The organism is Candidatus Electronema sp. JM, assembly GCF_048287415.1.
In the GTDB taxonomy this organism is placed as follows: Bacteria; Desulfobacterota; Desulfobulbia; order Desulfobulbales; family Desulfobulbaceae; genus Electronema.
In genome coordinates this window covers 1-22409 of sequence record NZ_JBLWEN010000046.1, presented here as the reverse complement: position 1 = coordinate 22409, position 22409 = coordinate 1, and the positions used below count along the sequence as shown (strand labels likewise).

Below are 22409 nucleotides of genomic sequence, written 5' to 3'. Positions count from 1 at the left end.
CGCCGATGGTCATAATCTGCGCCATGATGCGCAGAGCTTCGTTCATGTCGCTGTCGGCATCCTCAAATCAGGCAAAATGTTTGATCCGGCCCTTCATGGAGCTTGACGCGGACAACAGTATCTACATCAAGCAGATGACTTGAAGGTATTGATAAATTCTTACTGGTGCAGAACAGGCTCTGTCGGCAGGTGCTTTGCCACCGCCGCCAGCACGGCCTCAGCAGCAAAGGGCTTGAGGAGGAAATCCGCCGCACCGAGAGCAAGACCTTTCTCCTGCTCGGCCCGGTCTTCCTTGCCGGAAATGAAAATCACCGGAATCTGCGCTGTGGCTGGATCAGCCTTCAATTCTTGGCAAACGGCAAAACCGTCCATGCCGTCCATCATAATGTCGAGTAAAATCAAATCCACCGCCGCCGGGTCCTGCCGGGCGATCTTCAGGGCGGTTTCACCTTTCGGCACCGCTTTGACGGCATACTGCTTCTGCAAAATCATATTCAGCAGCATCAGATAGCTGGGCGTGTCATCAACTGCCAGCACGCATTTTTTCTTCGGTTCCATGAGCTGATCCGGGTTGGATAAAAGGGAAATTCGCGGCTTGGGCGATGCGTTCCCGCAGCTTGCGCACAATCTGCGCGGTGCCTTCAAACTTGTCTTGCTCTTCGCACAGCACCTGCTCATAAAATTTGCAGGCATAGCAGCTCGTGAGGTCGCGGGCAAAGGTGCCCTGCACCATGTCTGCCGGGCCGGACATCGTGCCGGTCAACGCCCAGCAGGCCCGCCCGCCATTGAGGCCGCTATTGGTGCCGTTGACTGCGCTCAAGGTTGAGGCCGGGCAGATGCCGTCCCGTTTGGCATGGACTCCGCCCGGCTGCCGTCCGCATTGTTTCACTTCCCAGCAGTTTTGTTTGGCCATTCCTGTCCCCATAGTCAAAGACGGTCGGCAGGTTGCAGCAGGCCGTCAAACATTGCGTCAATGTCGTTATTATCCAAGGATTCGGCCACCTCACGCAGGTTGTTCTGAGGAACCGGCGCGGCAAGAGGCCGGATTGCTTTGCGGGCCGGGGGCGGTTGCGGTGGTCTCCGCAGCGGCGGCGAGCTGGTCTCCGGCAGACGGAAATCGTCGGCCAGCGACTCAATCACCTCGTTCAGTTCCAGCCGGGCAATGCCGAGGCTATCCGGCTTGTCAACTAAGAGCACCAAATGAATGTGGCATTTGCCCGGCTCGGCCCGCAGCGGATTCTTGCCCTCATTCAGGCAGCGGGCAAGAATCAAGGCTTTTTCCGCATGGATATAGGTGAACTGGCAGCGGCCCAGCCCCATGTCAATGGACGTTTTCTGGGCATTGATCAACGCGCTGTTGGCAAGAGAGGCGATCAGCTTCAGGTCAAGGTCGAACGGCTCGCATTTGGCCAGCAGACGGCCTTCGGCGGAAAACAACGCGGCACCGAGAAAACCGTCTATCTCCGCCAAGCGGGCCAGTTTTTTCTGCACATCCATGACTGAACCTTGGGTTAGGGGAGCAGGATTTTTTTATTTTAACAGAAAAAACAGCAGCGGAGAAGGGGCGATCAGCAGATCTTGGCGGAAACAGCGGCTGTTTCCGCCAAGACCCCGCTATTCAACCAAAATGAAGGTGATGGTCGAGCCGTGCGTGGCAGGAATCGGACTGATGGATTTGCGGGCCGGGCGGCCCATGCGGATCAGCGCGGCCTGACAGACATTCATGATCGGGCAGGTGAACGGGGTCTCCAAGCCGGTCATTTTCAAGACGGTCTGGGTGGTGTCCCAGCCGTGACAGCCCTGCACGGTGACAATTAGCCGGTTTCCCTCCTCCTTCACCGCGAAGGAATTGACAAAGCCGAGATCGTCGCTGAACACTTTGCCAATCGCGACCAAGGCGGCAGCAGGTTCTTTGCCCGCAATATTCAGCCCCAGCTCGCGTTCCAGTATCTCCAAAATGCTCCGGCCTGTTTCGCTCATCACCGCCAACGCCGCCTCGCCGAACATTTCGTGCAGCGATTTGGCCATGCCTGCGATCATCAAACTCATCAGGCGCATCTGCTTCCTGGTTTCTGCATCCATGCCTGCTCCTTTTTATTCCGGCTTGGTGGTGAGCAGCTTGCGCAGATGCTCAATGTAATTTTGGGCCACTAAACGCATGTTGCCGAGCGTGCCTTCGCGGCTGACCGCAATGCCGATATAATGCTGCGGCGTGATGAAGCGGGTTGATATCCAGGCATTTTTAGTCTGCACCAGATTTTCCTCCAAATCCCCCAGACCTTTGAGCGAGTCCACAGATTTTTCCACCAACTTCATCACCATCGCGAACTTGGCCGAAAAGGCCTCCACGTCCGCGCCGGTCGGATTGTGCAGGGCGAGGGTGATGCCGTCCATCCCTGTCACCTGAATTGCCAGCACACCGTCCATTTCATCTGCCATTTTTTTGAGCAGGTCTTTGATGCCCATGTTGCCTCCTGTCGTATGGTTCGGGGGAGCAGCAGGCTGCGGCTGCTCCTGTTGTTCTGCCTTGTTCAGCCGGGCCAGCTCCTGCCGGGCTGTTTCCAGCGGGCTGCTGAATTCCTCCTCATGGCCGCGCTCGTCCTCGTTTTTGGCCGCTGCAAAGAGCAGCGGCAGCAGTTCGGACTGCATTTTAGTGCCCGGCGGCGGAGAAGGAAATTCCTTCATGCTCACTCTGGTATCCTCCCACGAGAGCATTTCCAACGCCGCTGGGTCGCCGGTCAAATGATCCACTTCCGCGTCAATCAGCTCGCCTTCGCGGAAAAACAGACTGCCATTTCGGCCTGATGGCTGAAAGACCTTGATATGCACTGTTTTTTCCTCCATCGCCACCATCTGGAGGAAACTGCTCAATGAAAGGCCGAACAGGCTGCGGCTTTGCTCCTCATGCACATCTAAGGCTTTGCTGATCGCCAGCTCCAACGCCTCAATATCCAGGGGCTTTTCCAGCACGTTGAGCGTACCGGCCTTTTTGAGCTGTTTGTCAATCATCGGGTTGCTGAAGGCAGTCATGACCAAATGCGGCACTTCAGGAAAGGATTCGCTCATCACTGACAGCAGCTCAATGCCGTCCATCACCGGCATCCGCAGATCGGTCACCACCAGATCAATCTTGTTTCGGTCAAGAAGATCAAGGGCATCTCTACCGTTCTCCGCTGTCAGCACCCGAAAATGTCCGGTATGTTCAAAACCGGATTTGATGCTCAGGAGCAGCTCCGGCTCGTCATCAACGATCAGCACCTGCTTCATTGGCGGATACTTTCATCCCCGCGCTGCCTGAAGGCGGCGCAGCTCGGTACGCGCCCGCTCCAAGCAGGCACTGCTGCCGTACTGGTCAAGGCGGCAGGATGTTTTCAGAAGCAGATAGGCCAAGGCGGAGTTGACGCGCGGCTCTGAATACGGCGGGACATATTCCTTCAGCCCCAAGGTGAAATCTGACCAATCAAGCATGGCCAGCACGGCGTTGTCGCCGCTCAGGCCGTCCAGCTCCGCGTCCACCAGCAAGCCTTCGCGGAAAAAGAAACTGCCGCTGCCAGTTGCCTGAAAAACTTTCAGATGCACGGTGCGCCGCTCCATTGCCGCCAGTTGAAGAAAAATCTCCAACGGCAAATCGCAGCGTCTGCGGCCGCTGTCGGTAAGCGCACTGATGATTTCCTGCTCTAAGGTGTCAATATCAAGCGGCTTGTCGAGCACAGCCAGCGCACCGGCCTGCTTCAGCTCGCGCTTCATCACCGGCGAGTCAAAACCGGTCATGACGATGCTGGGAATTTCAGAAAACGATTCGCTCAGTGCGGTCAGGAGCTGGATGCCGTCCATGTCGGGCATGATGATATCCAGCACCGCCAGATCCATGTTCCGCTGGTCAAGGATGTCCAAGGCTTCCCTGCCGCTGGATGCAGTTAGCACCTGGAAGCGGGGATTGTCCTCTAATCCGGCGCGGATACTGAGCAACAGGGCCGGGTCGTCATCAATAATCAGCACCTGTTTCAGAGCTGACTGGGCCGGGAGATTGTCTTTGTCCGCTGCGGCGGTTATACTGCGTGCAAGCTGCTCTGCGCTGTCGCTTTGCATGGCCTGTGGTCTCCTTGCTGGATGGGAGAAAACCGCTCCGCCCGGCGGGCGGCATGGAGGAGCGGCCCTGCGGCTCCCATGTTAGCAGCAACTTGGGCGGAAATAAACAGAAATCTGACAGCAGCCGCAACAAATTCCGCGCAGGAAACAGCTCCGCCTTTTTTCGGAAAAACGCGATGAACACCGAAGCTGCCCGCATCCTTGCGGTTGACGATGAGCCTGCGGTTTTGGGGCTGCTCCATCATGTGCTGGAACAGGAAAACTATCAGGTGCTGAAGGCCGCTGACGGCAGGGCTGGCCTCAGTTTAGCCAAGACGGAACAGCCTGATTTAATCCTGCTGGACATCAACCTGCCCGACATTTCCGGGATTGATGTCTGCCGGAAGCTGAAGGCAGACGCTGACACCAGCCGCATTCCGGTGATTTTTCTCACCGGCGCGGAGCAGGATGAAAGCGAGTTCCGTGGTTTCAGCGCAGGCGCGGCGGATTTTCTCCGCAAGCCGATCAGCCGGGAGCGGCTCTGTGTCCGGGTGCGCAATGTCCTCGAAAGCAAGTCGGCCACAGAGCGGCTGGAGCAGCAGGCCCGCGATCTCGCCCTGATGAATGAGCGGTTGAAAGAGTCGCTGATCATGCAGGAGCAGGTGCGCCGCACCCTCCTGCAACGCGATCAGATCCTCTGCGCGGTCAACTATGTGGCGAAAACCTTTCTGCAAACCCCGCGCTGGCAGGATGTGATTGATGAGGTGCTGGGCTATCTCGGCAACACGGTCAACTGCGAGCATGTGTATCTGCGTGTTTTTGCGGACAGTGTCTCGCCGCAGCAGGATTACTCATGGTCACGGCAGGAGCAGTGCGGCCCGAAATGCTCCAGCATTGAGCTGCTGTCGGCATGGCGGCAGCCGTTTTCGCTGCTGGGAGCAGGCAGGCCGCTGATCGGCGTGGACAACGTTCTGCCGGACGAAATGCGGGCCGAACTGGAAAAGAACAATATCCGCACCTGTCTGATTTTACCGGTTTATGTGGCCCAGACGGTGCGCGGCTGCCTTGGTTTTGATTGCAGCTTGGCCAAGCGGTCGTGGGAAGCCTCGCTGGTGCGGGCGATGATGATTTCAGCAGATGTGATCGGCATCGCCTTGCAGCGCAGCCAAGAGTCTGAGGAACGGCGCAGGCTGGCGGCGGCCATCCGGGAATTCGCCGACTGCGTTCTGATCACGGATGCGGCTGGGCAGATCATCTACGCCAATCCGGCCAGCCGTTCGGTCACGGGCTGGGAGCCGCAGGAGCTGACAGGCCGGGACTTGAGCCGTCTGAGCGGCGGCGAGGAACAGCAGCCGGACTGGCAGGAAATTTTTGCCGACGCGGCCCGGCAAGGGCAATGGCACGGCGAGCTGCGGAGCTGCCACAAAGACGGTTCTCCGTATGAGGAGTCTGTGGCGGTGGTGCCGGTCAAGGACAGCCACGGCGGGATGAACGGCTTCTGCGTCATCCGGCGCGATCAGACCGAAAAAAAACGGCTGGAGTGTATTGCCGCCGCTGCCAATCTGATGGAAAACGTTGGCTTTGTTTTTTCCGGCGTGCGGCATGAGCTGGCCAATCCGCTCAATTCGTTAAAGATGGCCCTCAGTGTGCTGCGGCGGCAGATGGACAGTCTGGGCCGGGAGAAAATCCGCGAGTTTCTTGACCGTTCGATGGGCGAAATCGGACGAATGGAATATCTGCTATCAGCTTTAAAAAATTTCAATCTGCTGGAAAAACCGCAGTCCGTTCCCTTTGATTTGACAGCCTTCATCCAGAAATTCAAGCGGCTGCATGAGCAGGACTTACGGCACAAGGGCATCCGCTTAGAGCTGTCCAGCGAGGGCGCATTGCATTGCCTGGCGGATGAACGCATCCTGCATCAAGTCCTGCTCAACTTGTTGGTCAATTCGGTCAATGCCTTGAAAAAACAACTCAGTCCGGTCATTTCTATTTCGCTGGCCCGGAGCAAGCCGCAATGCGTCCAAATCCGTTTTCAGGACAACGGCTGCGGATTTACCCAGCAGGTCAGAGAGCAGCTTTTCAAGCCCTTCTTCACCACAAGAATCAATGGCACCGGTTTGGGCCTGACTATCGTCAAAAAAATGCTCACCGCGATGAACTGCACCGTGACAATGGACGGCAAGGAAGGCGCAGGAGCTTGGGCGGTGATCACGCTGCCGGAAGCCGTGCCGTCTGAAGAACGGGCCAGAAAGGAGAAGGAGCAAGCCTGAAGCAGTCAACTGGAAGGAGCGCAAAAACCTGACGGCTTTGCCCCAATCCGCGCCACCATTGACGCGGAGGAGGAGTCGGGGCAAAGCCGCCCGGAAGGGCTTTTCAAGACAGCAGGTGACAGTTTGCCTTGTACCTCTGTTCTCTATTTTTACAATACTCCACCGCAGATGAACGGAAGATGAATGCGGGATGATTCTTTCAAAAAAGCTTTTTCGTATTCAATTCATTGCGGCATTACAAAAAAATCTGCCGAAGATCACGGCACCGGCCAAATTCAGGATTACATGACAGGCAGGGTCGGCATAACTGCTGTCAGATGCCCGGCAGGCTGCTGCGGGCAATATCCTGAGGCGTACAGAAAATAGTCGGAAGCGGTTTTGACGCAGCGCGCCTGTGCGGCAGGGTCATTGCAGATTGAGCAATACACACTGATGCAGGCTCCAGTGTACAGTTTGGCTTGGTCGCAGGAGATGCCGCGCTGCTGATAATCGTTGATGACATTCTGCACATACCGTTCAACTTCCTGCTTTTTATCGCAGCCGCAGATTCCTGCTGACGGCGCATTTTGCTGCCCCGCCGCTGTTCCGGCAGAGAAAAGAAAAGCCGCTGCCATCGCCGTGAACACTATCCTGCCTGCCGCCTGCATTGCCCTGACCTTCATTTTTTTTCTCCTGCGGCATTTCAGCCGCTTCTGCGTGTTCTTCGTTGTTCAAGCCTCGGTCTGCATGGCTGAGGCCCGCCTTCTTTTTATGTCTTCATTATATCCAGCCGAAAATGAACACCGCGTGAACAGAAGCATATCTTGCGCAGAATTTTTCTTCACTTTTTTTGAAGAATGAAATAGAGAATGTTGATAGACAGATAGAAACGTGCTGTATCCTGCCGGGCAGTTTGAACAAGTGCTGCGGCAGAAGCCGGGGCAATGCCGCCCAGGATCGGCCCAGTGCCGGATTTAGCTTGAAAAAAACACAGAGAATGGAGTATATATTCTCTTTGTCCACAGCAGTCGAACAATTCGATTTCATTCAGCCGTCAGCTTTTCTGCCGTCCGTCTGCGGCAGAAGACTGCGGCTGCCAGATTATGTATATTTTTACAGGAACACTTATGAGCGCAAAGATCATCAGCGGCACCGAAGTTGCCAAAGAAATCCGCGAGGAGTTGAAGGCGGAAGTCGCCGAGCTGGCCGCAAAGCATAGCGTTGTGCCCGGCTTGGTCACGATACTGGTCGGCGAGGACCCGGCTTCGCAGTCCTATGTCGCGGCCAAGAACAAGACTGCCAAGGAGCTGGGTATTCACTCCGAGCAGATCACGCTGCCCGCCAGCACCAGCGAGGCCGAGCTGCTGGCCTTGGTGGAGAAATGCAACAACGATCCGAAGATTCATGGCATCCTTGTCCAGCTGCCTTTGCCCAAGCAGATCAATGAAGCCAAGGTGCTGAACGCCATCAACCCGGACAAAGACGTGGACGGCTTCCATCCGGTCAATGTCGGGCGGATGATGCTGGGCGAACGCTGCTTCCTGCCCTGTACCCCGCACGGCGTGATTGAGCTGCTTCAGCGCAGCGGCGTGAAGACCGACGGCGCGGAAGTGGTGGTGGTTGGCCGCTCGAATATTGTCGGCAAGCCGGTCGCCAACCTGATGCTCCAGAAGCGGGCTGGCGGCAACGCCACCGTCACCCTCTGCCACACCCGCACCAAGGACACGGATTTCCACACCAAGCGCGCGGACATTCTCATCGTCGCTGCTGGCGTGGCCAACATGATCAAGGCTGATCAGGTCAAGGAAGGCGTGGTGGTGATTGATGTCGGGGTCAACCGCATCGGCATGACCGAGTCCGGCAAGGCCAAGCTCGCAGGCGATGTGGAGTTTGACTCGGTGAAGGAGAAGGCCGCCGCGATCACCCCGGTGCCAGGCGGAGTCGGGCCGATGACCATCACCATGCTGATGAAGAACACGGTTCAGTCGGCCAAGCAGTTCGCCGGACTGGCCTAACTGTTTTCAGATCAACTCAGGAGACCGCACGATGGCCAAGCCCAGCCGCATCGCCAGCAGCAACGAGATCACCGCCAGCTCCACCCGCGAGCTGCTCAGTCAGGAATTAGCCAAGAAAGTCCGCACCGCCTACACCCGCCTTGAGGAGCGCGGCATGGCCGCCTGCCTCTTCGGCTCGCAGGGCACCTGCTGCAAGAACTGCAACATGGGGCCGTGCCAGATCATTGACGGCGTGGAAAGCATGGTCGGCATTTGCGGGGCCACCGCCGACACAGTTGCAGCCCGCAATTTTGCCCGCACGGTCGCCGCAGGCACGGCAGCCCACACCGATCATGCCCGCGAGATGGTGCGCGGCTTCATCGCCACCGCCAAAGGCGAAACCCCGCACAAGATCAAAGATGTGGCCAAGCTGCACAAGATGGCCCAGCTCTTCGGCATTGCCACTGAAGGCCGCGACACGAACGAGATCGCCCTTGAACTGGGCCAGCGGGCCTTGGCTGAATTCGGTCAGCAGGAGAACACCCCGCTGACCATGCTCAAACGCGCCCCGCAGAAGCAGCAGAAGATTTGGAAGACCCAGGGCCTTGAGCCGCGCGGAGTTGACCGCGAAGTGGTGGAGACCATGCACCGCACGCACATGGGCGTGGATCAGGAATACAAGAACATCATCCGCCAGGCCTCGCGCTGCGCCCTTGCGGACGGCTGGGGTTCCTCGATGCTCTCCACCGAGCTGACCGACATCATGTTCGGCACGCCGGTGCCGAAGCGGGCCACGATTGATCTCGGCGTGCTGCGCGAGGACATGGTCAACATCACCGTGCATGGCCACGAGCCGCTGCTGGCGGAGTCGCTTTGTCTCGCGGCTGAGGACGAGGAACTGCTGGCACTGGCCAAGAAAGTCGGAGCGAAAGGCATCAACCTCGCAGGCGTGTGCTGCACCGGCAACGAGATTCTGATGCGCCGGGGCATTCCGGTGGCTGGCTCCTTCATTCAGCAGGAGATGGTGCTGGCGACGGGCGCGGTCGAGGCGATGGTGGTGGACGTGCAGTGCGTGATGCAGTCCCTCGCCCAAGTGGTGAAGGGGATGCACACCGACATCATCACCACCAACTACCGGGCGATGATGCCGGACGGCGTGCACATTCAGTTCGACGAGCACAACTCCTACGCCTCGGCCAAGCATATCCTCACCCACGCGATCAACAACTTCAAGAAGCGCGGGCCGTATTACATCCCCAAGGACAAGAAGTTCGACGTGGTGGTCGGCTTCTCCCACGAGACGATCAACTACATGCTCGGCGGTCGTTTCCGCCAGTCGTATCGTCCGCTCAACGACAACATCATCAATGGCCGTATCCGGGGCGTGGCTGCCATCGTTGGCTGCGAGCACTACAAACATGCCGACAACGTGCATGAGATCATCGCCAAAGAGCTGATCAAAAACAACGTGCTGGTGCTGGCCACCGGCTGCGCGGCCCAGGCTCTTGGCCGGGCTGGCCTGATGCGCCCGGAGGCGGCGACCGAATACGCGGGCGAGAGCTTGCGCGAAGTCTGCGAGACGGTGGGTATGCCGCCGGTGCTGCATGTCGGCTCCTGCGTGGACAACTCCCGCCTGCTCATCGCTCTGACCGAGATGGTGCACGAAGGCGGCCTTGGCAATGACATCGCCGAGCTGCCTGCGGTCGGCACCGCGCCGGTCTGGATGAGCGAAAAGGCGGTGGCCATCGGTCAATACTTTGTCGCCAGCGGCGCGCACGTCATTTTCCAGAATCTGCCGATCAGCGGGGCGAAAAAGTTCTCCGACTACCTCCTGAAAGGGCTGAAGGAGGAGTACGGAGCCTGCTGGGGCGTGGCCAGCGAGCCGCTCGACATCGCCAAGGCGATGATCGCGGCGATTGAAGAGAAGCGCGAGGCTCTCGGCATCAACAAGAAGAAGGAGCGCGTGCTGATGGATATGGCCATGCGCCGCGAGATTGAGGCGGGCAAGGGCATCGGCGGCATGGGCTGCGGCGGCGGGAAGCATTGACAGACGAACGATGATGCGTAGGGGCAATTCATGAATTGCCCCTTTTACATATCAGAGAGATGGAGGCGGCTATGCTAACAGGAGAACAGTTGTATGCTATTGCGAATCTTTATAACACTGGCGTGGCGATAGGATTTGCCCAAGCTTTTGCGGCTGCCAGTAATTGGTGTGACATGGATATCGCATATTCCCAAGCAAGAGAGTACTGGCCAGGAGGTCCGATCGCTCAGGGTTCTTTTGGTGCTGCCATAACGCATGATCAAAAAACATTGCCAACTTTTCCGTGGAATCCAGCTCCAGAGCCAAGGTCCTTTCCCGGAACCTATCAGTTCATGCGAGACAATGAGCGCAATATCATTCAGATATTGCTCGCTCGAACACCGTACGCACACTATACTTCATTCGGAGCGTTAATTGCTATCCTTGAAGTAAATGCATCAGAAGCTAAAGGAAACAAGTATCCAAAATGTATGATTGGCTGGAATAACGGAATGAAAACGCTCGATACACTCATTCCATTTGCGAACGACATCTGTAGGCCAGCAGAGAGTGATTGGCGAACTCCGCTGAACGTCTCAGTTCTTCGTGAGCTTCGTGAAAAGCTGTCGCGATTTGAAGGCCCTCACGTAATCGAAATAGGTGGCATAGGAAATGTGGGTGATTATTTTTACTGTAAGGTTAACGAAATTCGTTCTGAATTCGGCAATACAATTGCTAAGTTTGCCGAATCAGGAGTGCATGGAGCCGGTTGTGTTTGGCCAAGGCGTTAAATTTATATATGATCATCGGCTACCACTGACGTACCATTGCATAGCCCAACCAAGAATATTGTCTTTTTTCACGACATCAATCAGCCGCGCTCGTATTCAAACGGCAGACTGAATGATCCGGCGGCAGGTGTTGAGGTTTCCTTGGAAGCTGTTTTTTCATAAAAACGATCATGCGCTTCTTAGATGTCAAAACAGATTTCGCCTTCAAGAGAGTCTTTGGCAGCGAGCAGTCCAAGGGAGTGCTGATAGACTGCCTCAATGCGCTGATTGACTTTGGCGGCGAACGGATCACCGATCTGACCATTGTTGATCCGTATCAAATTCCTTTGCTCAAGGGGATGAAGGACAGCTATGTGGATGTGAAGGCGGTGCTCTCCAATCAAAGCAAGGTGATTATCGAAATGCAGGTGCTGAATGTCGAGGGCTTCGAGCAGCGGGTGCTCTACAATGCCGCCAAGCTCTATTCGACGCAGCTCAAGCAGGCGGACAGATATTCGACCTTGGAGCCGATCATTGCCCTGACGATCACCGACTTTGTCATGTTCCCGGATATTCCAAAGGTGATTTCGTACTGGAACCTGATGGAACGGGAGTTTCTTCTGCAATACAGCGATGACATCGAGCTGATCTTTGTCGAGCTGCCGAAGTTCAGCAAACAGGAGAACGAACTATCCAGCATCAACGACAAGTGGCTTTATTTTATTAAACACGCTGGCGAGCTGAATTTCATTCCGCAGTCTTTCACCGAGCCGCCTTTGCGCGAGGCTTTTGATATTGCCAACACCGCTGCCTTGAGCGAAGAAGAATTGGAGATGCAGTTCAAACGGCATGATTTCATCCGGGTGCAGCGCGGCCTGCAAGATAAGTTGGCCAAGGTGGAAAAAGAAGCGCAAGAAGCACATGCTCAAGGCATTGCTCAAGGAAAACGAGAGACCGCCCGGAACATGCTGCGGGAGAACATCTCTGCGGATACGATCAGCAAATGCACTGGACTCAGCACGGAAGAGATTGAACGGCTGCGGAATAACGGCTGATGCTGTCGGCTCATTTTGAATATTCATCAGAATTGACACAAAATTTGACACTATAACAACCTGTCCACGCGGCAGGTCAGGCAAGGAGGCTTATGAAATCAGGGAGCAATTTGGAGCGGGTGCTCCGCAGCGGCCAGTTCGCCGTCACGGGCGAGCTGGGGCCGCCGAAGAACAGTGACCCGGAGGTGGTCCGCGCCAAGGCGAGGCTGCTCAAGGGCAAGGTGGACGCAGTCAACATCACCGACTGCCAGACCGCCATTGTGCGCATGTCGTCTATCGGCGCGGGTCTGCTGGCTCAGGCCGAGGGCGTGGAGCCGGTCATCCAGATGACCTGCCGCGACCGCAACCGGATCGCGATGCAGTCCGACATGCTGGCCGCCGCCGCCTTGGGGCTGAAGAATCTCCTCTGTCTGACCGGCGACCACCAAAAGTTCGGCAATCATCCCGGCGCAAAGGGCGTGTTCGACATGGACTCGATCCAGCTCCTCGGCATGATGCGCGACCTGCGCGACGGGAAGAAGTTCCAGTGCGGAGAGGAACTGAAGGGCAAAGCTCCGCAGCTTTTCCTTGGCGCGGCGGCCAACCCTTTTGCTTGGCCGTTCGAGTTCCGGGCCGTGCGCATGGGCAAGAAAATTGCCAACGGCGCAGACTTCATCCAGACGCAGATCATTTATAATGTCGAGAAGTTTGCGGCCTTCATGAAGCAGGCCCGCGAACTCGGCCTGACTGAGAAGGCCTACATCCTCGCCGGCGTGACCCCGCCCAAATCGCTGGGCATGGCGAACTACATGAAGAAGTTCGTGCCGGGCATGGATGTGACCGACGAGGTCATCAAGCGGATGAAGGGCGCCAAGGATCAGAAGCAGGAAGGCATCGACATCTGCGTGGACATCATCAATCAGGTCAAGGAGATTCCAGGCGTGGCCGGTGTCCATGTCATGGCCATCGAATGGGAGGAGGCGGTCGGCGAGATTTGCGAGAAGGCCGGTCTGCTGCCCCGTCCGACCTTTGCTGACGATGCCGCCGCTGTTCAGCCTGCGAAAGAAAGCGCGGCTCCTGCTGCTGAGACCATTGAGGTGCGCGGCGCGGCGGCTGATGAGCTGCTTCAGCAGGCCAAGGCCGAAGCCGAAAAGATTATCGCCGCAGCCCGGAAGGAAGCAGAGGCGTTTGCCGCTGCCGCCCTTCCGCAGGCTGGGGCAGAGATTCAACCTGCCGCAGCAGCGGCTGATGACGATGCGGGAGAGCATAAGATGAACGAGCAGGGCCGCAAAGCGGCATTGGAATCCCTGAACAAAGGGCTGGAGGCATTGAAGAAGGCCTACGGACTCAGCGATGATCAATTCAACGCCTTGATGAATTTTGTTGATGCGGCGGCGGTTTTGAATCAAGAGCCGAAGTGCTGCAAATCTGCGGCGGCACCTGTAGCTGCGCCAGTCGCTCCGGCAGTTCCGGTTGCAGATGACAGCGCAGCCAAGGCGGCAGCAGAGGCGAAAGCTAAAGCGAAAGCTGAGGCCGACGCGGCGGCAAAGGCTCAGGCAGAAGCAGCAGCCAAGGCTGCCGCTGAAGTGAAGGCCAAAGAAGATGCGGCTGCCAAAGCCAAAGCGGATGCAGATGCCAAGGCCGCTGCGGAGGCGAAAGCAAAAGCTGAGGCGGAATTGAAGGCCAAAGCTGAGGCTGAAGCAAAAGCCGCTGCTGAAGCTGCTGCGAAGTCGGCAGCCGCCAAGCCTGCTCCGGCAACTGCATCGGCTGATTTCTCCGCGCCTGCGCTGAAGACTGGTGAAGCACCCTTTGCCGAGCGGGCCAGCAAGGTGCCTGCGGCCAGCTATAAGGTCGCTTATTCCGGCGCGATCCGTGAAGTGCCCCTCGGCAACGGCGGCAAGACCGTGACGGTGGGCGGCGCCAGCTCTCTGCCCTTCCATCTCTTTGAAGGCAAGATGCCGCACAAGCCGCTGATCGCGATGGAAGTGATGGACATCCGTCCCGACAACTGGCCTGCCACCCTGAGCAAGTATTTTGATGACGTGATGGGCGACCCGGCAGCTTGGGCGAAGAAATGCGTGGATGTGTACAAGGCTGACGCGATCAATATCTGGCTGGCTGGCACCGATCCCAACGGCGCGAACCGTCCAGCGAAAGATGCGGCCAAAGATGCGGCCAAGGTGATTCAGGCGGTTGACGTGCCGATCATTGTCTGGGGCTGCGGCAACGCGGACAAGGACACCGAGACTCTGCGCGAAGTCACCTCAATGATCGGCGATAAGAAGGTTTGTCTCGCTCCGCTGGAGGACAGCAACTACCGCTCTGTCGGCGCGACGGCAATGGCTTTCCGCTATCCGGTCGTGGCTGCCTCGCCGATTGACGTGAACTTGGCCAAGCAGCTCAACATCCTCTTGGAGAACCTCGGCGTGGGTCTCGATACCGTGCTGATGGATCCGTCTGTCGGTGCGCTCGGCTACGGCATCGAATACACCTACTCGGTCATGGAGCGCATCCGTTTGGCGGCCCTCACCCAGAAAGATGAGAAGCTGCAAGTGCCGCTCATCTGCAATTTGGGCCGCGAAGTCTGGAAGACGAAGGAGGCCGCCCTGCCCACGGACGAGCTGCTCGGCGACCAGGAGCGGCGCGGCATCATGATGGAAGCAGTGACCGCCTCCTGCATGTTGATGGCAGGCGGCGAGGTGCTGATCATGCGCCACCCCAAGGCGGTGAGCATGGCCAAATCGCTGATCAATGGGCTGGTCGGCTGACCGGACAGAACCAAGCACGCACATTAAGGAGCTGTTTCTATGTCAAAGATCATCTGTTCCGCAGCCATCCGGGGCGCGCATAAAATCGTGGACATGGCGGAAGCCAGCTACGAGGAAGCCCTGAAGAAGTACGGCCCTGAGCACGAGGTGTCCTTCCCCAACACCGCCTATTTCCTGCCGATCATTTATTCGATGCTCGGCGCGAAGGTGCAGAAGCTGGGCGACATGAAGGACATTTTTGTTGAATGCCGCAAGCTGCTGCCTGCCATTGTCAGCGACAACATCTGGCTGCCCTATCTTGCGCCTGCGCTGGACGCGGGCATGGCCACCTATTTCGCCGAGGAGATGTACGAAGCCATCCGCTATCTCAACGAGCCGAATTTCTACACCAAGACCGAAGATCCGCTGCCAAACAACCTCTGGCTGGGCGCGGCGGACGACGTGATCTTCCGCAAGCGCGGCGTGGAGTTTGTTGACGGCACCGCGCCGGGCTTTGCTGCCATCGTCGGCACGCCGGAGGATAAAGCGGTGGCCTCCAAGATCGCCTTGGAGCTGCAAGAGAAGAATCTGTATATCTTCATGCACGACCAGTCCAAGGGCAAGAACATGGCCGAGCTGCTGGTCGAGAACGGCGTGCAGGTCGGCTGGAACACCCGCCTTGTGCCCTTCGGCAAGTCCTACACATCGGTGGTCTTCGCCATCGGCTTTGCCTGCCGCGTGGCCTTGGCCTTTGGCGGCGTGAAGCCGGGTGATTACAAAGCCAACCTGATCTACAACAAGAACCGCACCTTCGCCTTTGTCATGGCCTTTGGCCCGGTCTGCGACGAGTGGTACGCCAATGCGGCAGGCGCGATCAACTGGGGCTTCCCGACCATTTCTGACTACGACATCCCGCAGGTGCTGCCCACCGGCATCTGCACCTACGAGCACGTGGTTTCGCAGGTGCCGCACGACGAGATCGTGCAGAAGGCCATCGAGGTGCGCGGCCTGAAAGTCAGCGTGACCAAGATTGACATCCCCATGTCCTTTGGCCCGGCCTTTGAGGGCGAGCGCATCCGCAAGGACGACCTGTTCATGGAGTGCGGCGGCGGGCGGACGACCGGCGTGGAAGTGCTGGTCTCCAAAGAGATGGACGAGGTCGAGGACGGCAAGATCATCCTCGAAGGCCCGGACATCAGCGACATTAAAGCGGGCCAGAATCTGCCCATCGCCATACTGGTCGAGGTGGCTGGTCGCGAGATGCAGTCCGACTTTGAGCCGATCCTGGAGCGCCAGTTCCATCACCTGATCAACTATGTGCAGGGCATCATGCACATCGGCCAGCGGAACATCATGTGGATCCGCATCGGCAAGGGCGCGGTGGAGAAAGGCTTCTCCTTCAAGCACATCGGCAAGGTGCTGCACGGCAAGTTGCATCAGGAGTTCGGCGCGATCCTCGACAAGGTGCAGGTGAAAATCTACACCGTGCAGGACAAGGTGGACGAGGTCATGGCCCTAGCCAAGCAGGTTTATACGGAGCGCGACCTGCGCCTTGGCTCGATGACCGACGAGACCGAGGAGGTCTTCTACTCCTGCACCCTCTGCCAGTCCTTTGCGCCGAGCCATGTCTGCGTCATCACGCCGGAACGCATCGGCATGTGCGGAGCCTACAACTGGCTGGACGGCAAGGCTTCGTTCCAGATCAACCCAACTGGCCCGAACCAGCCGATTCCCAAGGGCGAATGCACTGACCCGGAGAACGGCTATTTCACCGGCATCAACGAATTTGTGTCGCAGGCTTCACGCGGCGCAGTCACCGAGGTGAGCTGCTACTCGCTGATGAACAACCCGATGACCGCCTGCGGCTGCTTTGAGGCCATCGCCGCCATGCTGCCGCAGTGCAACGGCATCATGGTCGTCAACCGCGACTACATGGGCATGACTCCGTCCGGCATGAAGTTCACCACGCTGGCAGGCATGGCGGGCGGCGGAATGCAAACCCCTGGCTTCATGGGCGTGTCCAAGCACTTCATGACCAGCCCTAAGCTCTTCTTGGCCGAAGGCGGCCTGAAGCGGATGGTCTGGCTGCCCAAGATGATGAAGGAGGAGATCAAAGACAAGCTGATCGAGCGCTGCAAGGCAATCGGGATGCCGGAGCTGTACGACATGATCGCCACTGAGGAGCAGGGCACCACCGAGGCGGAGATCTTGGCCTTCATGAAGGAAAAGGGCCATCCTGCTTTGGAGATGGAAGCAGCGATGAGCTGATTGCCGAAGACGATGTAAGGGACGGAGCGGTTCGTTCGTCCCTTGCTGACCCTTGAGGATGATGCGGGGTTGTTCTATTTTGAAGAGAATGGTCTCGATTCAAAATAGCCTTAGCTCTCTTTTGAATCGAGACCACTCTCTCTTGAATGAAGGTTATCTTTTTTTGAATAAAATATCTCCCATTCAAAAGAGACTGACTTCTTTTCAGAAAAGAAGAGGCTCTTTCGAGAAAAGGCATTGAGCGCGGAACGGAAGGAAGGCTGCGATGATCGAAGGGGAGCTGCCGCTGGGCTTGAGCCTGATTGTAACGGGGTAACGCTTGAGAAACTGGATTGGTGATGTGCGCCATTAAAGAAATGAGCACGTCGGATCAGGAAAAACTGGATCAGGAAGAATGTGAAATCTTGGAAGCGTTTGAATCGGGCAGGATAACACGTTCAAAGGATGCTGCCAAAACGCAGGATCGGCATCGGAAATACGCTGAAGCAATGTTCAAGAAGGATGCCCGTATCAGCATTCGGCTCCCATCCAAAGATCTTCGCGGCTTACAGAAGAAAGCTCTTGTTGAAGGCATTCCGTATCAAACGTTAGTCGCCAGCATTCTTCATAAGTATGTCGAAGGTCGTCTGCGCGAATAGAGCGGCTAACGCTGAGGCGCGGGCCAGTTTTGGCGTGTTGTCTCTTTGAATCCTAAACCTGTGCGGCGTGTTCAACGAGCGGTTTGAGCATCATGAAAACAGTAACATTGCGAATAGACGACGGCATTGCCGATAAGTTCTTATGGCTGCTGAAGCATTTCAAGAATGAAATAAAAATATTGGATCAGTCAGAGTATGTCAGCGATGATGAATATTTGAGATCAATTGACGGTATGGTTCAGAGCATTCAAGAAGCCAGAAGAGAGCCAAATTGCAACGGGGTCACGCTCGATAAGCTGGAGTGGTGATGTACACCGTCAAATTCATGACGCAAGCCCAGAAGGATGCCAAAAGGTTAGCCTCCAGCGGCCTGAAAGAAAAAGTTCTGAAACTGATAAAGATCATCCAGCACAATCCATTGCAGTATCCGCCGGAATACGAAATTCTGAAAGGCGACATGAGCGGTTTAATCAGCAGACGCATCAATAAACAGCATCGCTTGGTCTATGAAGTTTTTGAAGAGGAAAAACTGATCAAAGTGTATAGCATGTGGAGCCATTACGAGTAAGCGATTAAATAAACAAAGCACCAGCAGCCGGGCGGACAGAGAATCGTGTTCCCGGTGTTCTGATTCTGATTTTTTGAACAGGAGGATAAAATGGCATTAACCGGTATACAGATTCTCAAGATGCTGCCCAAGACCAACTGCGGCAAGTGCGGCATCCCCACCTGCTTGGCCTTTGCCATGAAAGTGGCGGCAGGTCAGGCGGAAATCGCAGCATGTGTTGACGTGAGCGAGGAGGCCAAGGCCACCATCGGCGAGGCATCGGCTCCGCCCATCCGCACGATCAAGATCGGCGGCGGCGAGGCGACGTTCACAGCAGGCGGCGAGACCTGCCAGTTCAGGCACGAGAAGCGCTTTGAAAACAAGACCGGCCTTGCCGTGCTGATCAGCACCAACGAGGACGCGGCTTCGGTGGACGGCAAGCTGAAGCGGGCCGCGTCCTTGGAGTATGAGCGCGTCGGAGTGATGATGCGCAACAACTTGGTGGCGATCAAAGACGTGGGCGGCGTATCCTTGGCTGACATGGCCAAGAAGGTCATGGCTGCCGCGCCCAAGCAGGCTATCATCCTGATGAGCGGCGATGTGAACGCGCTCAAGGCCGGAGCTGCGGCCTGCGGCGACAACAAGCCGCTGCTCTACGGCGCGACTGCTGAGAATGCCGATGCCTTTGCCGCGCTGGCCAAGGAAACCGGCTGCGTCATCGGCGTGAAGGGCAAGAATCTGGATGACCTGATTGCCACGGTGGACAAGCTGATGGCCGCCGGGGTGAAAGACATGGTCATTGACAGCGGCGCGAGAACCCTGCGGGCCGCCTTTGAGGACAGCATTGTCGCCCGGCGTGCGGCGGTGAAGACCAAGTTCAAAGCCCTCGGCTTCCCGGTCATCACCTTCCCCTGCGAGATGTGCGACGACCTGATGATGGAAGGCATGATCGGCTCGGTGCTGATGGCCAAATACGCCGCCATCGCCGTGTTTTCCGACATCCAGGGCGACGTGCTTTTCCCGCTCCTGCTGGAGCAGCTCAACATCTTCACCGATCCGCAGCGGCCAATGGTCGTGGCCGAGGACATCTACCCGATCACCGGGCCGAACGAGAATTCGCCGGTGCTGATCACCTGCAACTTCTCGCTGACGTATTTCATTGTTTCCGGCGAGATCGAAGGCTCCAAGGTGCCGAGCTGGCTGCTGATCAAAGACACCGAGGGCCTGTCCGTGCTCACCGCGTGGGCGGCGGGCAAGTTCGGCGCAGACTTGATCGCGGCCTTTGTCAAGAAGTCCGGCATTGCCGACAAGGTCAAGCACCGCGAGCTGATCATTCCGGGCTATCTCGCCACCATCAAGGGCGAGCTGGAAGAGGAGCTGCCGGAGTGGACTATCACCATCGGGCCGCGTGAGGCAGGACATCTGCCTGCGTTCCTGAAGGAGTGGAAGCCGGCGAAGTGAGGTGAATGAAATTCCCTGCCGTCATTCTGGCGGCAGGGGAAATTTCTTAATACAACAACGTGGCTTGATATGTATCATTATGAAGTTATAAGCGATGAATATCAATTTGAAGAATTCATCCAAGCACTCTTTAATGCAAAATATTCTACGCAATCTTTCCAGTTATATGGTTCTAAAGGTACATCTCAGCATGGTATTGATATTTTTTCAACAGAAAAAAGGATAGTTATCCAGTGCAAGAAAAAAGATATATCACGATCAGATAAAACGTTACGCGAGGAACTTATCAAAGATATTGAAAGTTGCTTGCGAGAGTTAAAGCAGTTGCAATTTAGTTTTAATATTTTCATATTAGCAACGACGACAAAGAGATATACATCTGTCCAAGATCACGCCGCTAACTTGTCAGAAAACAGCCCATTTGAAGTTCAATTTTTGAGTTGGAAAGATATTGAACGATTAATCCATCAATTTCCTGAAGTTAGAAAACAATACTATCCTCATCTCGCCGTAGCTGAGTCATCAAGTGGCAATAATCGAAGTATCTTACAAGAGATAAAAGACAGTTCCATTTACGCGCCAGTTACTCAAGTAGCTGGAGATTTTTATCTAAAAACTGATAAATCTCCAAAGATAAATATTCTTCCGCCGCCGACAAGTATAGGCGGTAATCCCCTATTAAAAAAGTCAATTATTGACAGATTCAACAAGATTGGCGAAGAGCGAGAAAAACGTTTTGGAAAGTCTGCATATGGCGGCATGTATGGAAAATTTAAGCGTGATTTCGGAATAAAAAAAGAAGAACAATGGACCAGAATTTGGTTATGGCCAGCAGCGTGCGCAGTTCAAATAATTAAATATTTAGATGAAAAATATAGCAATACAATAGCAGGAAGAATCGAGAAAGCAGCAACAAAGGAAGGCTGCATCCCGAAAAGACCTTTTCTTTTTAAAAAAGAAGGCGAGCTACTATCGCAACTTCAAGTAGATAGGGGATATGCAAAAGATTGTTTGCATAAATATTTTGGCGTTACTTCGCGTAAGAATTTAACAGATTCACAGTTTTGGCAATGGATAAGCTATTTGGAAGAGGAAGTAAAGAGAGTGTATGGAGAAGATTATTGATCAGAGAATAGTAAAATGATAGATAAGTACGAAATAATTACATTTCTCAATCAATATTTTTCATTCTTTGACACAGAATATAATGTATCAAAAATAGGTCTATTTGGCTCATTCGCCAGAAATGAACAGAGCGACAATAGCGACATAGACATAATTATTGAATTTAAAGAGGGAACTGAAAATATCTACGAACGAAAAAATGCGCTGAGAGAATTTCTGTCAAAACATTTTCAACGCGAGGTTGATTTGTGCCGTGAAAAATATCTAAAGCCGTATGTCAGAGATTATTTAAAAAACGAGATAATCTATGTTTGAAAAGGATAGGCTGAACATTCTGACAATGCTGGATGCTGTAGCGAAAATATTTGATTACACCAAAGAGTACAGCCGTGCCGATGAGTTTTACCGCAGTCAAAGAGACTTCGACGCAGCGATGATGAATTTCATTATTCTTGGCGAAATGGTCACGCGGCTATCCGATCAATTTACAGAAAAATTCAACCAAGTTGATTGGTATAAAATTCGCGGTTTCAGAAACATCGTTGCTCATAACTATTTCGGCATTGATGCGGAAGAAGTTTGGGAGATCATTCAGTTTCACCTGCCAAAGTTAAGAGACCATTTAAATATAATTAAAGATCGCATGTAGTATTTTTATAGAACCTGCAAATTTGATAGATCATACGAGCGCATACAATAAAACGGAGTATCAGGCTTAACCTGAGAAGCGGATGCCAATCGTGAAACAAGTCGCGTCGTTAAAATACGGTGTTGTTTTCAAGAAAGCATTCTGCGATCCAGAGATATTTACCGCATTTGCCAGCGATATCATCGGATTTCCGGTGCAAATTGACCATGTGGAAACTGAGAAAGAGTTTGCTCCGCCAATTGGTTATGTGAAGCCACGATTTGATCTGTTTGCAGAAGACCGCACGCATCGGGTGATTGTAGATATTCAACACGCCCGCACAGCAGATCATTATGACCGTTTTCTCTATTATCACTGCGCCGCTATCCTTGAACAAATTGCTAAGGCAGAAAATTATCATTCGCCATTGCAGGTTGTCACCGTTGTGGTTCTAACTTCAGGAGACCGTCATCAGCAGGACTTTGCCATCACCGATTTTGCGCCTCGCAATCTTGATGGAATGCAGATTAACGAAATTTCGCATAAAATAATATATCTTTGTCCGAAATATGTCTCTGAGGCAACGCCAGAGCCATATCGGGAATGGCTGCTGGCGATCAATGACACGCTTGATGAAGAAGTTGATGAGACACAATATCAGCAAGCTGTCATCCACAAGCTCTTTGATCTGATTCATCGCAGTCATATTTCCCCTGAAGATCGGGCGAAAATGATTAGACACTATATCGATTTTTTCAAGCAATCGGCATTGACTTTTTGCCAAGGTCTGAATCTTAATCTGAAATTGTGCAGTGCGCAAGCAATCTCCATGACTGTGTCAGCAAACCAGCGCA

The 22409-nt window shown here is 54.9% G+C and carries 22 protein-coding genes; 15 read left to right on the top strand and 7 right to left on the bottom strand.

Features of this window, described 5'->3' with window-relative positions:
* Window positions 1-159: 159 nt before the first annotated feature.
* From ACNKH6_RS09565 to ACNKH6_RS09540, 6 genes are all read right to left on the bottom strand, one after another.
* Window positions 160-558, bottom strand: coding sequence for a response regulator (locus ACNKH6_RS09565; RefSeq protein ID WP_417915332.1), 399 nt, complete (start codon window positions 556-558; stop codon window positions 160-162).
* Window positions 524-913, bottom strand: a complete 390-nt coding sequence (locus ACNKH6_RS09560; protein ID WP_417915331.1) for a two-CW domain-containing protein — start codon at window positions 911-913, stop codon at window positions 524-526. The genes ACNKH6_RS09565 and ACNKH6_RS09560 overlap by 35 nt, the downstream gene beginning before the upstream one ends.
* Before the next feature lie 14 nt (window positions 914-927).
* Window positions 928-1497 carry a roadblock/LC7 domain-containing protein gene (locus ACNKH6_RS09555; RefSeq protein ID WP_417915330.1) on the bottom strand — a complete coding sequence of 190 codons (570 nt, stop codon included), beginning with the start codon at window positions 1495-1497 and terminating at the stop codon, window positions 928-930.
* 117 nt (window positions 1498-1614) lie between these two features.
* Window positions 1615-2082: a hypothetical protein gene (locus ACNKH6_RS09550; RefSeq protein ID WP_417915329.1), complete on the bottom strand. Its 468-nt coding sequence runs from the start codon at window positions 2080-2082 to the stop codon at window positions 1615-1617.
* Window positions 2083-2094: 12 nt separating this feature from the next.
* On the bottom strand, window positions 2095-3267 hold the full coding sequence (locus ACNKH6_RS09545; protein ID WP_417915328.1) for a response regulator: 1173 nt from the start codon (window positions 3265-3267) through the stop codon (window positions 2095-2097).
* 12 nt (window positions 3268-3279) lie between these two features.
* Complete coding sequence (locus tag ACNKH6_RS09540; protein ID WP_417915327.1) at window positions 3280-4089, bottom strand: response regulator; 810 nt, start codon at window positions 4087-4089, stop codon at window positions 3280-3282.
* 176 nt (window positions 4090-4265) lie between these two features.
* On the opposite strand from ACNKH6_RS09540, the gene ACNKH6_RS09535 reads away from it, so the two are divergent.
* Window positions 4266-6338, top strand: coding sequence for a response regulator (locus tag ACNKH6_RS09535; RefSeq protein ID WP_417915326.1), 2073 nt, complete (start codon window positions 4266-4268; stop codon window positions 6336-6338).
* Window positions 6339-6619: 281 nt separating this feature from the next.
* Here ACNKH6_RS09535 and ACNKH6_RS09530 read toward each other — a convergent pair whose 3' ends face one another.
* A complete protein-coding gene (locus tag ACNKH6_RS09530; RefSeq protein WP_417915325.1) occupies window positions 6620-7000 on the bottom strand; it encodes a hypothetical protein in 381 nt (126 codons plus the stop codon).
* 444 nt (window positions 7001-7444) lie between these two features.
* Between ACNKH6_RS09530 and folD the strand changes: the two genes are divergently transcribed.
* The 14 genes from folD to ACNKH6_RS09460 form a co-directional block, all read left to right on the top strand.
* On the top strand, window positions 7445-8332 hold the full coding sequence (folD, locus tag ACNKH6_RS09525) for a bifunctional methylenetetrahydrofolate dehydrogenase/methenyltetrahydrofolate cyclohydrolase FolD (protein WP_417915324.1): 888 nt from the start codon (window positions 7445-7447) through the stop codon (window positions 8330-8332).
* 31 nt (window positions 8333-8363) lie between these two features.
* Window positions 8364-10358, top strand: a complete 1995-nt coding sequence (gene cooS / locus ACNKH6_RS09520; RefSeq protein ID WP_417915323.1) for an anaerobic carbon-monoxide dehydrogenase catalytic subunit — start codon at window positions 8364-8366, stop codon at window positions 10356-10358.
* Window positions 10359-10429: 71 nt separating this feature from the next.
* Window positions 10430-11128, top strand: a complete 699-nt coding sequence (locus ACNKH6_RS09515; protein WP_417915322.1) for a hypothetical protein — start codon at window positions 10430-10432, stop codon at window positions 11126-11128.
* Window positions 11129-11298: 170 nt separating this feature from the next.
* The gene (locus tag ACNKH6_RS09510) at window positions 11299-12162 is read left to right on the top strand and encodes an Rpn family recombination-promoting nuclease/putative transposase (protein ID WP_417915321.1); all 864 of its coding nucleotides are present in this window, start codon (window positions 11299-11301) and stop codon (window positions 12160-12162) included.
* Window positions 12163-12254: 92 nt separating this feature from the next.
* Complete coding sequence (locus ACNKH6_RS09505) at window positions 12255-14909, top strand: acetyl-CoA decarbonylase/synthase complex subunit delta (protein WP_417915320.1); 2655 nt, start codon at window positions 12255-12257, stop codon at window positions 14907-14909.
* A 39-nt stretch (window positions 14910-14948) separates the two neighbouring features.
* Entirely contained in the window at window positions 14949-17156 is a 2208-nt protein-coding gene (gene acsB / locus ACNKH6_RS09500; RefSeq protein WP_417915319.1) for an acetyl-CoA decarbonylase/synthase complex subunit alpha/beta, read from the top strand.
* 338 nt (window positions 17157-17494) lie between these two features.
* A complete protein-coding gene (locus ACNKH6_RS09495) occupies window positions 17495-17794 on the top strand; it encodes an antitoxin (RefSeq protein ID WP_417915333.1) in 300 nt (99 codons plus the stop codon).
* A gap of 92 nt (window positions 17795-17886) precedes the next feature.
* Window positions 17887-18102, top strand: coding sequence for a hypothetical protein (locus ACNKH6_RS09490; RefSeq protein ID WP_417915318.1), 216 nt, complete (start codon window positions 17887-17889; stop codon window positions 18100-18102).
* The gene (locus ACNKH6_RS09485) at window positions 18102-18362 is read left to right on the top strand and encodes a Txe/YoeB family addiction module toxin (RefSeq protein ID WP_417915317.1); all 261 of its coding nucleotides are present in this window, start codon (window positions 18102-18104) and stop codon (window positions 18360-18362) included. Before ACNKH6_RS09490 ends, ACNKH6_RS09485 begins: the two co-directional genes overlap by 1 nt.
* 90 nt (window positions 18363-18452) lie before the next feature.
* Window positions 18453-19802, top strand: coding sequence for an acetyl-CoA decarbonylase/synthase complex subunit gamma (gene acsC, locus ACNKH6_RS09480; protein WP_417915316.1), 1350 nt, complete (start codon window positions 18453-18455; stop codon window positions 19800-19802).
* A 69-nt stretch (window positions 19803-19871) separates the two neighbouring features.
* Entirely contained in the window at window positions 19872-20927 is a 1056-nt protein-coding gene (locus ACNKH6_RS09475) for a hypothetical protein (protein WP_417915315.1), read from the top strand.
* 15 nt (window positions 20928-20942) lie between these two features.
* Window positions 20943-21242 (top strand): nucleotidyltransferase family protein, encoded by a 300-nt coding sequence (locus ACNKH6_RS09470; protein ID WP_417915314.1) that lies wholly within the window; start codon window positions 20943-20945, stop codon window positions 21240-21242.
* Window positions 21235-21576, top strand: a complete 342-nt coding sequence (locus ACNKH6_RS09465; protein WP_417915313.1) for a DUF86 domain-containing protein — start codon at window positions 21235-21237, stop codon at window positions 21574-21576. Before ACNKH6_RS09470 ends, ACNKH6_RS09465 begins: the two co-directional genes overlap by 8 nt.
* A gap of 82 nt (window positions 21577-21658) precedes the next feature.
* Window positions 21659-22409: PD-(D/E)XK nuclease family transposase (locus ACNKH6_RS09460; protein ID WP_417915312.1), on the top strand; the 751-nt coding region annotated here is incomplete at its 3' end.